A 14258-nucleotide genomic window follows, 5' to 3' on the forward strand; every position below is an offset into this window, starting at 1 on the left:
ACAAAGGGCTAAAATGAACTTGATTTTAGCCCTTTGTCTTCTTTTCAGCGTGATAGAAAACCTTTGCATGCTAGGAAGGACGAGCATCGGGGCGGAGCGAATTTAACATTCGTGAGCACCGAAGCGCAGGACTGACACCGCATGCGAGGGTTTGTCTACACGCTGAAAACCTTTCTCATGAAAGAGAAAGGTTTTTTTGATTATGCTTCTTCTTGTTTCATTTTTCTTATGTTCCAAGCAAAGTATGCTGTTGTTGCAGCCATCATGATGATGGCTACTGTTCCAAGAATCGCTGCTTGGTGCCATAAATAACTGTTATCACCGCTTGCAATGATCGTTCTAAATCCGTTGATGGTATACGTCATTGGAAGCAGACTGTGAATGACTTGGAAGAATTTTGGTACAAGCTCAAGCGGGAATGTACCCGCACTTGCTGCAAGCTGAAGAACCAAGATAATGACGGCAATGAAGCGTCCTGGATTCCCCATCGTCGTCGCAAGAAGTTGAATGATCGCTAGGAATGTCAGACTGACGATGATTGCAAAGAGATAGAAGCGCCAGAGGCTTTCCACTTCAAGTCCAAGCCCAAAGATCAGCATGGTGCTTGCAATCACTGCCTGCAAGATACCGACTAAGAGAAGCACACTATATTTGCTGACAAACCATTCAAACGCATTTCTAGGGCGTCCTGCAGGATCTTTCATTGGGAATACAACAGTCAGCATAAGAGCTCCAACAAAGAGTCCCATTGATAAAATATATGGTGTGAGCCCTGTTCCATAGTTATCAATTTTTTTCGCTGTATCATTCTCTGTTTTGACTGGGCTTGCAATCATATTGTAGTTGTCCTGCCCCGCATCAATGTCTCCTGTTTCATCTGCAGCGCTTTTTAGCTTATCAGAAAGCTTTCCAGTCCCACTTTTTAAGTCACCTAATCCTTTATCAAGGGATTTTGACCCTTCAGCTAGTTTAGAAGAGTTGCTTTGGATACTCGCTGATCCACTTTCTAGTTTATTCAATGCTGCACTAAGCTGACTTGATCCGTTTGCCAGTTTATCCGCACCACTTTTCGCTGTATCAAGCTTTCCATTTGCTGTTTGCAGGCCATCTTGTAATTTCCCTTGGCCCGTTTGAAGCTTCAGTGCACCTTGATACAATTTATTCGTACCGGATGTCATTTGATCAATCGCATTTTGTATGGTGACTGTCGATGTATACAGCTGTTCTGTTTTCTCTGGCAGCTGCTTGACTTGCTGTAGCTGTGCTTTTGCAGATGCAACCGCAGACTGAACTTCACTTGCGTCAGGCAGTTCCTGCAGCGCCGCTAAGCTTTGCTCAAGACCAGACAAATCAGGCAGTTCGATTGTAGGCAGACTGTCTAGCTGATCCATTGCCGCCTTTTTCTCTTCATCTGTCATCGAGCTGTTTTGAATGATACTTTTTACTTTTGCATCTCGATTAGATAATGCTTCTTTTAAAGAAGCAAGTTTGGTACTAAACGTTTTTGCATCTTTTTTCACCTGATCAATCTTAGGCGCCATCTTTTCAAGATTCGCTAATTCAGGTGAAGACAATACTTTCTCCACAGCAGCGATTTTTTCTGAAAATGACTGTGCTTTATTGTTCAGCTGCTCAATGCCTGCTGTGAATTGCGGCATTTTAGAAGAAAGCTGCTCATGTCCTTCACGGCTTGTGTTTAACCCTTCGGTCAATGTATCAATCCCTGTACCAAGTTCACCAAATTTCTGATCAATCGTTTGATAGCCTGTTAAGAGCTGACCAAGACCGCTATCAAGAGATTGAATTCCAGTGTTCAGTTCACCCATTTTTCCTGCAAACTGATGAACACCTTCGCTATACGTTAACGTTCCTTCTGCCAATTTCGCCAGATTGTCTTTTAACTTTTGGCTACCGTCTTTTGCGCTTTTTGTTCCGTCATCAATTTTCTTCGCTCCATCGCTTGCTTGATCTAATCCTTTTGCAATCGTTTTGAAGTTATCAAAGATGACCTCTGCATAATTTTCTGTGACTTCCTTTGAAACCGAATCTTTTAATTTGATAATGGCGTTATTCGCAATTTGAGACGCAGCATAGTTTGCGCCTGGATTCGTATAATATTTCAGATTCGATTTTTTCGGATGTTTGTCTAGTACTGTACTCGCATTTTTCGAGAAATCTTTCGGAATCTCGACGACGAGATAATAGTCTTCGTTATTTAACCCTTTGATGGCCTTTTCTTCACTATCAACAAAATGCCATTTAAAACTATCGTTTTTCTTCAATTCCTTCACTAAATCATCGCCCACTTGAAGGGTTTTGCCGTCATAATGACTGCCTTCATCCAAGTTGACAACCGCTACAGGTAATTGATCAACTGTACCATATGGATCCCAGTAAGCTTTTAAAAATACACCACTATAAATCAGTGGAATAAATAAGACAGCTAAAATCGGGATCAGTAGTTTTTTGCTCGTCACAATGTCTTTCCATTGATTCCGAATTACATTCATTGCTGTTTTCCTCCCATTGATGAATGACTATGACTAAATTAAGAATTCGGTCATTTGAACTCAAAAAAAATTATGTTGTTGCAGACAGTCCTTTTAGTACATAAAGCTCGAGCGATTCAGCGACCTCTTCTTTTGTTAAAGGCTCATATCGCTTTTCCCAGTCGAAAATAAGTGCAATATATAGTTTCACCATCACAAATGCCGTCAATTCAGGATCACAGGGCTTAATGTCGCCTTTTTCAATCGCTTCTTTTACTTTTGTTTTAATATAGCGAATGATCATCTGCTCCATTTTTTCAATCATTTCTTTCACTGCTGACGTGCCAAGCTCCGCATTTTCCTGAAAGATTTTAATTGTAAGCTGGTGGTTTTTTCGAAATTCTAATATTGCAAAGAGTGCTAAATGAAGGTTTTCTGAGAAACTATTCTTCTCATCTATTGCTTCATCTGCAATTTTCTTCATCTCCATTAACAGTGATGTGAAAATTTCATCGAACAGCTCTTCTTTGTTTTTGAAAAAGGTATAAATTGTTCCTTTTCCGACGTTGGCAAGCTTTGCTACAAGGTCCATTGTCGTGGCTTTATACCCGAACTGGGTAAATGCCTTTGTTGCTCCATCTAAAATCATTTGTCTCCTATCAACACTCATGATCTCACTCCCAAAATGACTATTTGAACGTTTCGGTCATTAAGTACAGAAAGTAATATACCACATCCTTTTCCTCAGATGCAACAACTTTGTTCAATTTTATTATTCACCACTCTTTTCTAAACATACGAACATGAAAAACTCCCTTTCCATGACAGAAAAGGGAGTTTGTTTTTTATGAAAATAGATAAGATACAGCTTCTGAGATGGCAGCTTTTCCTTGATCAATACAATCAGGAATTCCAACACCTTCAAATGCAGCACCCGTGATATAAATACCAGGATATGATTGCTTAAACGTTTCTCTCATCGTCGAAATCTGTTTTTGATGACCCACATGATATTGCGGCATGCTTGTTTTCCAGCGAGTCACTGTCGTCAGCTCTGGATCTGCTTTAATATCCATGATTTTCTTCAAATCCTCCAGCACGATGCTCACGATTTGATGATCAGACTGTTCGACAATTGATTCATCGCCAGCTTTCCCAACGTATGCACGGAGCAATGTTTTTCCTTTAGGTGCAGTGTGAGGCCATTTCTTATTTGTCCACGTACATGCTGTAATGGAGAAATCACTATTTCTTGAGATGACAAAACCAGTACCATCATATTCATTGTGAACATCCTCTTCTTTAAATCCGAGTGCAACTGTTGCAACAGAAGTCGATGTCATGTCATGCAAGTACTCAAGCCCTGCTTCTTTTGGAAACATGGAATAGATCGATTGGTGAGGAGTTGTCACAATGGCAGAATCTGCAAAAAGCGTTTGACCGCTGTCTAATTGAACGCCATAGCCTCCCTCGGCTTTTTCGATCTGGGTCACTTTTGTCCCTTTGTAAATCTTCGTCAGCTTGAGTTTACTTTCGACCGCTTCAACAAGTGCTTGCAGCCCTTGATTGATTGTCTGGAACTGTCCTTGCTTTTTCGCTGTCACTTGTTGCGCTTTTGCATGCTGCTGTGATTTTTTCATCCCAAGAATCAAACTGCGATGCTTCTGTTCTGTTTGATAGAACTGCGGGAAGGTAGACATTAAGCTCAGGCGATCAATGTCACCAGCATAAATGCCTGATAGTAGCGGTTCAATTAAATTCTCCACCACTTCATCACCCACACGTCTTCTAAAAAATTCCCCAAGAGATTGATCTTCTGTCTGTTTGCTTTTTGGCAAAACGAAATCCATCGCTGCACGTGCTTTTCCGGCAACTGAAAAAAGCCCAGTAGTAATGAAAGGACTGATTTGAGTTGGAATGCCCATGACAGCGCCCTTTGGCATCGGATGAAGGGTTTCATTGACTAATACATACGCTTGCCCTGTTTCATTATTGACGAGCTGATCAGATAGCCCAACATCTTTTGCCAGCTGGGGTCCACTGACCTTTCTTTCTAAAAATGAATCGGGTCCACGTTCAATGATATAACCGTCTTTATATAATGTTTGAATTTTTCCACCTAGCCTAGGACTCGCTTCAATAAGAGATATTTGGATAGGAAGGCCTTTTTCTTCAATTTCCTTTTCCAAATAGAAGGCGGCGGCCAAACCCGTGATGCCACCGCCAATGATGACAAGGTGTTTTTGATTGTCATGCATAGGATCGCCTTCTTTTATATGATTACTTGCTTTCATTCAGTTTCTTTAATACGACTGCTGCCAGTGCATCAATAAATGCTGGTTTCGCATTTGGCATTTCTGGACGATAGTAGGCTGCGCCAATTTCATCCGTGACGACTTTACATTCATAATCATTGTCGTATAACACTTCAAGGTGATCAGCGACAAATCCAACAGGCACGTATACAAATGTTTTATAGCCTTTTTGTTCAAATAGGTCACGTGTGAGATCCTGTACGTCTGGTCCGAGCCACGGATCAGGCGTATTGCCTTCACTTTGCCAGCCAATTTCATAATGCTCAATTCCTGCACCTTCAGCAATCATTTTTGCAGATTGTGCAAGCTGATCAGGGTATGGGTCCCCTGCTGCAATAATTTTTTCAGGAAGACTGTGCGCAGACACAATCAGTACTGCTGAATCTCTTTCTTCCTGACTCATGGATGCATACGTCTCTTTCACTTGTTTCACCCAATAGTCCACAAACTTCGGCTCATCATACCAGCTTTCAACAGAAGTGATATTTAACTGGCCAAGCTTTTCTGCTTCATCTTGTGCACGTTTGTTATACGATTTCACACTAAATGTGGAGAAGTGCGGTGCTAGGACAATACTCACCGCTTCTGTGATGCCATCTCGGTGCATATCAGCGACCGCATCTTCAATGAAAGGCTCGATGTGTTTTAACCCAATGTATACATGAAATTCAATCTCGTCTTGGATCTCATTCAAATGTTCACACAAGCCATTTGCCTGCTGTTCTGTAATTTTTGATAAAGGAGAAATGCCGCCAATTGCCTTGTAGCGGTCCTTTAAATCTTGCAGCATCTCCGGCTCTGGCTTTCTGCCTCTACGAATATGTGTATAGTAACGTTCAATGTCTTCTTCTTTATATGGGGTGCCATATGCCATGACAAGTAGCCCCATTTTCTTTTTCTCCACAACCAACACTCCTTCAGATCATTTGAAATCATTTAGATGGATGTCTTTTTATGTTTAGCTGAATAATCGTGAATAAAATCTGTCAGCTTCTTTAACGTGTCTGGTGAGACATCAGGAAATACCCCGTGACCTAAGTTAAAGATGAATTGATCTGATTTCATCCCTTGATCTAAAATCGCTGTTGCTCTTTCTTCAATCACTTCCCAAGGAGAAAGTAATATCGTTGGATCAAGGTTTCCTTGTAACGTTTTTGTTAAGCCTTCTTTTCGCGCTTCGTCTATACTCATACGCCAATCCAGTCCAACGACATCAAGCGGCAAGTCATGCCAATCTATCGCCAGATGGCTCGCACCGACACCATACATAATCATTGGTACGTTTTCAGACTTCAGCTCTGTGAAAATACGCTGCATGACAGGCTTAATGAAGGTCCGGTAATCTGCTGCATTTAAAGCGCCAACCCAAGAGTCGAAGATTTGAAATGCTCGGACGCCTGCTTTTACCTGAGCGCGTATGTATGTGATCGTCATATCGGCTAATTTATTCATCAAAAGCATCCATGTCTCTGGCTCACTGTACATGAGCGCCTTTGTTTTATGATAATTTTTAGATGGACCGCCTTCGATCATATAGCTTGCCATCGTAAAAGGTGCACCTGCGAAACCAATCAGCGGAACATTCAACTGCTCCTCTGTTAACAGCTTGATCGTATCAAGCACATACGGCAGGTCTTCTTCAGGATGAAGCTCTCCAAGACGCTGGATATCTGCCTTTGTCCGAATAGGCGAGTCAATCACTGGTCCAATTCCATTTTTAATTTCAACGTCCACTCCAATAGCTGGAAGCGGAGTCATAATATCTTTATATAAAATAGCGGCATCTACACCATATTGTTCTACAGGAAGTCTTGTTACGTAAGCACATAGCTCTGGCTGATGCGTAATTTCAAATAGCCCGTATTTTTCTTTAAGGGCACGATATTCAGGCTGCGAGCGTCCTGCCTGTCTCATATACCAAACCGGTACATGGTCTGTTTTTTCCCCTTTGCACGCCTTTAAGAACGTGTCATTAAAAGCCTTCGTTTTTCCCATTACCTTTCATTCCACCTTTCGCCTCACACTCTCTTTGTATAAGGCTCAAACACTGCTTTTACTATACCGCTTTTTCAGGGCTCGGTATACTAAAGCGGCTCAATGTTCAAAAAATCGCCGAATATTAACGTCCAAAAGCCTCTGGCTTGATATAAGCACTACCTTCGCCTTCTTCTTGTGTTTGAGTATTGTATGGAACAACCTTATACTGCGCATCTGAAAACACATTTGCATACGGCATTGTGTAGCTGTTTGTTCCTGTTACAGAATCGATCAGGGTCTCGCTTCCATTTCTCTTTTCATAAATACGATATTCAACGCGTTTGTCTTCCTGTTCATCCCATGACAGCTCCAATGTAAAGAGCCCTTTGATTTTAAATGCATAACGTGCTTCAAAGCCTGACAGTCCTTCTAAATGGATTGGCGATTGAAGTTCTTTAATTCCCTCTGGTTTTTGGAATGTTTCATTGGTTATTTGGGCTGTCGTTAAAATATCTTTCATTAACTGCACTGGATACTGACTGCCGCCAGTTAAATAATGACTGTTATCCGTTTTGTCATACCCCATCCAGATTGCCCCTGTTGTACTAGGCGTGTAGCCAGCAAACCAAGCATCTTTCGTTGCCCCTTTGACACCGGAATACGTAGTTGTGCCTGTTTTACCAGCCAAATCTCCAGCGTATGATCCGCTCTGAGCGGTTCCGCCTTTGACGACCTGTTGAAGCATTCTTGTCATATTCCAAGCATTTTGTACGCTAAACACTCGTTCTTCTTTGTTTCGATTTTTTTCAACGGTTTCACCATCATCATTCGTGATTTTCTGAATGAAGAACGGCTTTTTATAGACGCCTTCATTTGCAAATGTATGAAATGCTCCAGCTATCTGCAACGGAGAAACCCCTTTTTCTAAACCGCCAAGCGCTATGGCAAGTCCTTTATCCGAAATATCCATTCCCATTTTCTCAAGATAGGATTTAGACGTATCGATGCCAAGCTGGCTTAACGTCCATACGGCAGATGTATTTTTACTTTTCATGAGAGCCTCTACCATCGTGACCCTGCCTTCGTACTGTCCATCGTAGTTCTTTGGAGAATAGCCGTCATAGCTTTTTTCCTTGTCCTCAAGCAGTGAATACGGTCTGAATTTTTTCTCCTGCATCGCTGGACCATATACTGCGATCGGCTTAAAGACAGAACCAGGCTGTCTAACAGCTGTGACTCTGTTATAGCCTCTTGCCTGATATTCTCGTCCGCCTATTGCTGCTTTTACACCACCAGATGCGTTGTCAATAAACACAGCGCTGCCTTCAGGTGACCCGCTTTTTCCCGGGAAATAACGATTGTTTTTCATCGCATCATAGGCAACTTTTTGCAAATTCATATCGATTGGTACCGTAATGGTATAGCCGCCTTGAAGCAATTGTTCATGCGAAATCGAATACTGTGATTCTGCTTCTTTAATCATGAGATCTACATAACTGTCCACCCAAGGGGTTTCTGATTTCTTTTTTAAATGAATACCAAGTGTTCTTCCTTTTGCTTCAACTGTTTCTGTAGAAGACAAATATCCTTGTTCATTCATTAAATTCAGGATGGTATCCCGTCTTTGTTTATTTTTATCTGGGTGTAGAACAGGGGAATACGTTGAAGGTGCCTTTGGCATGGCAGCAAGTGTAGCTCCTTCACTGACAGTGAGATCTTTTACATCTTTACTAAAATAGTAATTGGCCGCTGCTTGGATCCCATAGACGCCATGACCAAAGTAAAGCTGATTTAAATACATTTCAAGCAGCTTGTCCTTTGAATAATCTCTTTCTAAATTGATCGCAATAATGACTTCTTTTGTTTTTCGAAGAAACGTTTTATCATTTGTGAGAAAGATATTTTTGGCGAGCTGCTGGGTGATGGTACTGCCGCCTTCTACCTTTCCACCTGCTAATATATCTCGATAAACCGCCCTTGAAATCGATTGTGCATCAATTCCGTGGTGCTCATAAAAGCGCTTGTCCTCTACAGCAACAAAAGCTTTCGCCACTTTATCTGGGACCTCTTTTAATGACACAGGGTCCCGATTTTCTGAATACATGCTTGTGAGTTCTTTTCCATTCTGATCAATGATTTTCGAGGAAGCGTGAAAAACGAGCTTCTTCTCATCTATGACATAATGTCCTAAAAATAAAATGGTCAGATAGCCAATAAATGAAAGCACGATTGTACTTCCTGCAATGACTAATGGAATGATTATCTTCTTTTTCTTCAAATTAGGTCACCTCATTCCTTTATACGGATAGTATGGGATGTATTGCTTCATAATATGTTTTATGGATTGACTACCAAAGAATTATATATCATTCTTTTGTTATACTATCAAGCAGGAGGCGGTTTAGATGAATTTCTATATTACATATGGAACAGCAGACTTTTTGCAAAAAATCGCAAAAAAACATCATCTTGAAAATCTGCTTTATACGGTCGGTAAGGAACAAGCGGCTCTTTTTCATGAAACGGAGGGTGAGACAGTCTTTAAAGCACCCCATGCCTATGATGTGATTTATACAAAAGGTGAGCTCGTCCAATCTGGCTTTGTCACGCTGAATCATATCCCTGTAAAGCTCGAAAGCAGAGCACTTTTTGAATCCACCTTTCAGAAAAAAACAAACATGTCAGAACACCAGCGCGGCTTTCAGGCGCTTCGTGTGTTAAGACCAAAAAAGGATGAAGAGGTGTACTTGATTTTGACACTTTGGGAATCTGAAGACTTATTTCAAGACTTTCAAGAGTCAGAAGCGTTCTTTCAGCCGCACGAGGATACTGGCTCCATCTTCTCTCGTCCTGCCTATCTGACATCCTATCATGCCGTCATAGACCATTAAGGAAGTGCTGCTTTTCGCACTTCTTTTTTTATAAAAAAAAGCCCTTCTGCTGGGCTTTCAACGCTTATCTCTAAGCTCGTACCGATGAATGATTGGCTGAAGTACATAAAAATTCAGCAAGATCCATCCTAATAAGATGGGCCATTTGAGCATAGGTGAAGCACCTTTCATCTGAATAAGTAGTACCAACAGTGGAATCAAACAAATCATCAAAAAGCTCATCTTTGAAACGAACGTTTCTTTGATTTGATGCCGGCAGCTTGGACAAAGCATCATTCTCGTATGCGATAAATGAAATTTTTCGACGAAAGAAAATGCTTTTGAACAATTTGGACAGCTTCCCAATGCCACTCCCCCTTTTTCAAGCTTCATACTTAACCTTCGACTTTTATGTAAAATGACCTTTTCTGTCATTCTCGACATCCTCTTCTGTTGAAAGATTCTAACAATTACCATACAATCAGTAAAAGAGCCTAAAGGAGGTTTTCGGATCAATGACAGTATCCACTTTACACAAAAGGATCAATGAACGTCTTGATGAACATTATGAGGAAATGGTTGAAATTAGACGCCATCTCCATATGAATCCAGAACTTTCTTTTCAGGAAGAGGAAACAGCTGCTTACATCGCTCAATATTATGACAGATTACATATCCCAACACGTACACATGTAGGCGGACATGGTGTACTCGCTTTTATTGAAGGAGCTTCCCCTGGACCGACCATTGCACTGAGAGCTGATTTTGATGCACTTCCCATTCATGATGAAAAGGATGTACCTTACCGTTCAACAAAACCTGGCGTCATGCACGCATGCGGTCACGATGGCCACACAGCAACACTTCTCGTCTTAGCGAAGATCTTACATGAGCACCGAGATCAATTAAAAGGAAAAATCGTCCTCATTCATCAACACGCTGAAGAATATGCCCCCGGCGGTGCGAAACCAATGATTGAAGATGGCTGTTTAGACGGTGTTGACGTCATTTTCGGCACCCACCTTTGGTCCTCAGAGCCATGCGGCACTGTTCTTTATAAAAGCGGGAACTTTATGGCAGCCGCCGATCGTTTCTCTATTCAAGTGCAAGGGAAAGGCGGACATGGCGCACAGCCGCATCTGACGAAAGATGCCGTACTCATCGGTTCACAAATTGTAGCCAATCTTCAGCAGGTCGTGGCCCGAAAAGTCAACCCGATTGATTCTGCGGTGGTATCTGTAGGGGGATTTGTCGCTGAAAATGCCTTTAACGTCATTGCAGATTCGGCCGTGCTGACAGGTACTGCACGTTCCTTTGAAGAGAGTGCACGCCATATCATTGAACGTGAAATTGAACAGGTGGTGAAAGGTGTCTGCCACATGCACGATGCCTCTTATACTTATGAATATGTAAGAGGCTATCCTGCAGTCAAAAATCACCCTGCACCAACTGAATATATAGCAGAAATAGCCAAACAGACAGAAGGAGTCACAGAAGTAAAAGAAGCCGAAACCCAAATGGGCGGAGAAGACTTTGCTTACTACCTTCAGCATGTTCCTGGTACTTTCTTCTATACAGGCGCTATGCCAGAAAACAGCCAAGATGTGTATCCACATCACCATCCGAAATTTGATATTAACGAAAACGCAATGCCTGTCGCAGCAAAGGTACTCGCTCATGCCGTCCTTTCCTACGATGAATGAAAAAAAGCCGCTGCCCAACAGCGGCTTTTCTATTTCGATTCTTTCAACACTCTCAAGTGAAACACATGGCGTGCGACTTCACCAAGCTGTCCAGTCAGCTGATGATTTGCCACCCCACCAACAGCGGCACCGACCACAGGCATTAATTGAAACAGCTTCACAAGGTCAATATAATCTCGATATTCCTGCTGAAAGCTATACCAATCCATTTCTTCCCGGGTTGTTTCCCATTCTTCAATGAGTTTCATCATTTTTTGACGATGTGCACTGCTTGAAAAGGCGAGTTGAAAAATACAAAGCAAAAAGAGCCTTTCCTCTTTTTGAGACAAATCAAATCCATATATACAGGCAAGCTCATAAAGACATTTCATCTTGATACTTAAAAGGAGAGGGAAATCCGCCATTCCGAGAAACAATCCACCCGCACCTGTGCCAATTCCTTCAATCGCAGCGGCCTTTTGATAATATGTCACCTTTTCCTTTGCCAGCTCATTTCGCTCTACAATAGACAATTGTTCATCAATGACTGTAAATGAAGTAAAATGGCTTCCTGATACGGTGGATTCAACCATTGTTTTCACCGCACTTGTGATGACTTGATGAAATCGAGCAGGGATTCGGCGATTCACTTGCTGCTGAACACCTTTTGAAAACCGCTCGATCTTGGATGGTTTTCTTAAAAAACGCATTTGAAAAAAAATGGCCTCTTCATACAGTTCCCGTTCAGCTGCATTCATCCCAGTTCCCTCCTTGGTGACATCATACACACGCTGTAAAAAATGCTTATCTCATCTTTTTTAATCTGCTTTGTACGTAAGGCTTGAATAGGACAAGCACAAATACCAATGAAATGAGAAGAGCAAGTCCGCTTCCCTTCCATCCACCTGCTGGGAAAACGGCGGAGCTCAGTACAATTGACTGGATGATGAGTACATTTCGTACGAGAACAAAAAAGCTTCGATCTTTTTCTTGCTGAGACACAGGATAAAGTGCCTGTAACGACAGATGAGCAAAGTGCTTTGTTAACGGGACAAGCTGTACACCTGTGATAAAGACTGTAAACAAGACAAGTAATGCCCCCACCCAGCCTGCTGCACCTGTATACAAGAGGATGAGCACAAACACGACCGTTAACCTAAACACAAGACCAAAATAGTCATTTGAACGTAAAAACGCCCTCACATACATATAAGAAAAAGCTTTACGCTGTTCATAAGGGACAAACTGCAAGACCCAGTCCATATACGCCCTTCTTTTCACTTGTTTCTTTAAATGAGGGACATCCGTAAATAAGTTTGCCAAGCGGTAAAAACGCTGTTTTCGTTTTAACTCATCAGAAATATGCAATTCCCATTGAAAAGGCTGTTTTTTTACTGCATTTGTTAGATAAATGAGATAGACAGCATATAAAAGATAAAAGACGATGGCAATGGCATAAGCTGCTTGTAAAACGGTATACATTAACATTGTATTGAGCAGAAAACGAATCACTGCATCAATCCATCTCACATGTTTCCCTTGAAAATAAGTGATTCTCCACTGAATCGCTGTATTCAGACCTTTTATTAAGATCATTTGCGCCAAAATGAGCACATATAGTATCAGATCGCCTGTGGAGACAGCCGAATATAGCGGAAGTGCAATAATGGACACGGCAATCAAAGGAAATAACTGAGAAATGAAGCTAAAGTTAAACGCTTGTTTTAAATAAGGGTCCATCTTAGCTTCCAAAGGAAGCATAAACACAAGATCTGCCTCTTTGATCAACGTTCGCACGTAAGAACTAGTCAGTACCAATGAGAAAACAACTGCCATCACCCAATAGGATGGGAAGTGAGCTGGAATATGCTTCAGCCAATTACTGTACCAGCTCGCCCCGCCTGCAAGGAAAAAAATGAGCACAATCACAAGATGATCGTTGAACATATATTTTAAATATTTTCTTGTTTCTTGCACGTGTTCTTCTAATCGTGATTTCCAAATGGTTTGCGTTGTTTTACTCATAGCTTTCTTCCTTTGTTAATTCCAAATAAAGATCATCGAGTGTCGCATCTCTCATGTTGAACTGCTCTCTTAGTTCTGTCAGTGTTCCTTTCGCTCTAATTTCCCCTTCATGCAAAATAATAAAGGAATCACAATAACGTTCCGCTGTGGCTAAAATATGCGTTGACATCAGAACACTTGCGCCATTTTGTTTCGCCGCATTCATACGTTCTAATAGTGCGTTGATCGCAAGCGGATCAAGCCCTAAAAACGGCTCATCGATAATATACAACTCTGGCTCCACAAGAAACGCACACATAATCATCACCTTCTGCTTCATCCCTTTAGAAAAATGAGCAGGGAACCATTTCAATCGCTTCTCCATTCGGAATTCCTTCAGCAAAGACGGCAGACGTTCTTCTAATTGTTCTTTTGAAAGGCCGTAAGCCATCGCTGTCAGCTCTAAATGCTCTTTTAACGTTAATTCTTCATATAAGACAGGTGTCTCTGGAATAAACGTAAATTGTGAACGATACGACTCTTGATCTTCTTGAAGGGTTCGTCCGTTCAGCTCAATGACCCCTTTATGAGGTTTCATTAATCCAATAATATGACGAATGGTTGTACTTTTTCCCGCCCCGTTTAAGCCAATGAGACCAACGATTTGGTTTCTTTCTAATTCAAATGAAATATTTTTCAGAACGGGATTCTTTGTATATCCACCCGTTACATCTTTTACAGTTAGAAGGGACATCAGTTCGTTCCTTTCTTTCTTTTTTCCTTTATAGTACCAAAAACGAAAGACAATTTGAAATGTTTACCTATAGACAACTCATGAATAAAACATCGGCATACTGGTCATCATAATGTATGTAGAAGAAATGAACTTGATGACCAATACGTAAATGAGGTGTTTGTTAA

General features: G+C 41.4%; 12 protein-coding genes. 2 read left to right on the forward strand and 10 right to left on the reverse strand.

Going from position 1 to position 14258, the window contains the following annotated elements:
• Window positions 1–200 precede the first annotated feature (200 nt).
• The 6 genes from ACSBQP_RS07720 to ACSBQP_RS07745 form a co-directional block, all read right to left on the reverse strand.
• On the reverse strand, window positions 201–2510 hold the full coding sequence (locus ACSBQP_RS07720; protein ID WP_435028300.1) for a YhgE/Pip family protein: 2310 nt from the start codon (window positions 2508–2510) through the stop codon (window positions 201–203).
• Window positions 2511–2580: 70 nt separating this feature from the next.
• Complete coding sequence (locus tag ACSBQP_RS07725; RefSeq protein ID WP_026050070.1) at window positions 2581–3159, reverse strand: TetR/AcrR family transcriptional regulator; 579 nt, start codon at window positions 3157–3159, stop codon at window positions 2581–2583.
• Between the two features lie 175 nt (window positions 3160–3334).
• Window positions 3335–4747, reverse strand: coding sequence for a protoporphyrinogen oxidase (hemY, locus tag ACSBQP_RS07730; RefSeq protein ID WP_008348859.1), 1413 nt, complete (start codon window positions 4745–4747; stop codon window positions 3335–3337).
• Between the two features lie 22 nt (window positions 4748–4769).
• On the reverse strand, window positions 4770–5708 hold the full coding sequence (hemH, locus tag ACSBQP_RS07735; RefSeq protein ID WP_035703469.1) for a ferrochelatase: 939 nt from the start codon (window positions 5706–5708) through the stop codon (window positions 4770–4772).
• Window positions 5709–5740: 32 nt separating this feature from the next.
• Window positions 5741–6799, reverse strand: coding sequence for a uroporphyrinogen decarboxylase (gene hemE, locus ACSBQP_RS07740; protein ID WP_342498915.1), 1059 nt, complete (start codon window positions 6797–6799; stop codon window positions 5741–5743).
• Window positions 6800–6923: 124 nt separating this feature from the next.
• On the reverse strand, window positions 6924–9059 hold the full coding sequence (locus tag ACSBQP_RS07745) for a transglycosylase domain-containing protein (protein ID WP_017360307.1): 2136 nt from the start codon (window positions 9057–9059) through the stop codon (window positions 6924–6926).
• Between the two features lie 127 nt (window positions 9060–9186).
• On the opposite strand from ACSBQP_RS07745, the gene ACSBQP_RS07750 reads away from it, so the two are divergent.
• Window positions 9187–9672 (forward strand): antibiotic biosynthesis monooxygenase family protein, encoded by a 486-nt coding sequence (locus ACSBQP_RS07750; protein ID WP_007497177.1) that lies wholly within the window; start codon window positions 9187–9189, stop codon window positions 9670–9672.
• A 57-nt stretch (window positions 9673–9729) separates the two neighbouring features.
• On the opposite strand, the gene ACSBQP_RS07755 is transcribed toward ACSBQP_RS07750, so the two are convergent.
• Window positions 9730–10086: a hypothetical protein gene (locus ACSBQP_RS07755; RefSeq protein ID WP_017360309.1), complete on the reverse strand. Its 357-nt coding sequence runs from the start codon at window positions 10084–10086 to the stop codon at window positions 9730–9732.
• Between the two features lie 80 nt (window positions 10087–10166).
• Between ACSBQP_RS07755 and ACSBQP_RS07760 the strand changes: the two genes are divergently transcribed.
• The gene (locus tag ACSBQP_RS07760; RefSeq protein ID WP_008348870.1) at window positions 10167–11354 is read left to right on the forward strand and encodes a M20 family metallopeptidase; all 1188 of its coding nucleotides are present in this window, start codon (window positions 10167–10169) and stop codon (window positions 11352–11354) included.
• Window positions 11355–11383: 29 nt separating this feature from the next.
• Here the strand turns inward: ACSBQP_RS07760 and ACSBQP_RS07765 are convergent, their stop codons facing one another.
• From ACSBQP_RS07765 to ACSBQP_RS07775, 3 genes are read right to left on the reverse strand one after another with little or no spacing between them, the layout of a single operon-like run.
• Window positions 11384–12091: an EcsC family protein gene (locus tag ACSBQP_RS07765; RefSeq protein WP_024719995.1), complete on the reverse strand. Its 708-nt coding sequence runs from the start codon at window positions 12089–12091 to the stop codon at window positions 11384–11386.
• Window positions 12092–12137: 46 nt separating this feature from the next.
• Window positions 12138–13358 carry an ABC transporter permease gene (locus ACSBQP_RS07770; protein ID WP_113747676.1) on the reverse strand — a complete coding sequence of 407 codons (1221 nt, stop codon included), beginning with the start codon at window positions 13356–13358 and terminating at the stop codon, window positions 12138–12140.
• The gene (locus tag ACSBQP_RS07775; protein WP_074042126.1) at window positions 13351–14091 is read right to left on the reverse strand and encodes an ABC transporter ATP-binding protein; all 741 of its coding nucleotides are present in this window, start codon (window positions 14089–14091) and stop codon (window positions 13351–13353) included. The genes ACSBQP_RS07770 and ACSBQP_RS07775 overlap by 8 nt, the downstream gene beginning before the upstream one ends.
• Between the last annotated feature and the right edge of the window lie 167 nt (window positions 14092–14258).

This window comes from Bacillus sp. G402 (assembly GCF_051172515.1).
Lineage (GTDB): Bacteria > Bacillota > Bacilli > Bacillales > Bacillaceae > Bacillus > Bacillus altitudinis.

What these genes read in the sequence shown, in the direction of transcription:
- ACSBQP_RS07720 (WP_435028300.1), bottom strand. Translation starts at nt 2,510, where the DNA reads ATGAATGTAATTCGGAATCAATGGAAAGACATTGTGACGAGCAAAAAA.
- ACSBQP_RS07725 (WP_026050070.1), bottom strand. Translation starts at nt 3,159, where the DNA reads ATGAGTGTTGATAGGAGACAAATGATTTTAGATGGAGCAACAAAGGCA.
- hemY (WP_008348859.1), bottom strand. Translation starts at nt 4,747, where the DNA reads ATGCATGACAATCAAAAACACCTTGTCATCATTGGCGGTGGCATCACG.
- hemE (WP_342498915.1), bottom strand. Translation starts at nt 6,799, where the DNA reads ATGGGAAAAACGAAGGCTTTTAATGACACGTTCTTAAAGGCGTGCAAA.
- ACSBQP_RS07750 (WP_007497177.1), top strand. Translation starts at nt 9,187, where the DNA reads ATGAATTTCTATATTACATATGGAACAGCAGACTTTTTGCAAAAAATC.
- ACSBQP_RS07755 (WP_017360309.1), bottom strand. Translation starts at nt 10,086, where the DNA reads ATGACAGAAAAGGTCATTTTACATAAAAGTCGAAGGTTAAGTATGAAG.
- ACSBQP_RS07760 (WP_008348870.1), top strand. Translation starts at nt 10,167, where the DNA reads ATGACAGTATCCACTTTACACAAAAGGATCAATGAACGTCTTGATGAA.
- ACSBQP_RS07765 (WP_024719995.1), bottom strand. Translation starts at nt 12,091, where the DNA reads ATGAATGCAGCTGAACGGGAACTGTATGAAGAGGCCATTTTTTTTCAA.
- ACSBQP_RS07770 (WP_113747676.1), bottom strand. Translation starts at nt 13,358, where the DNA reads ATGAGTAAAACAACGCAAACCATTTGGAAATCACGATTAGAAGAACAC.
- ACSBQP_RS07775 (WP_074042126.1), bottom strand. Translation starts at nt 14,091, where the DNA reads ATGTCCCTTCTAACTGTAAAAGATGTAACGGGTGGATATACAAAGAAT.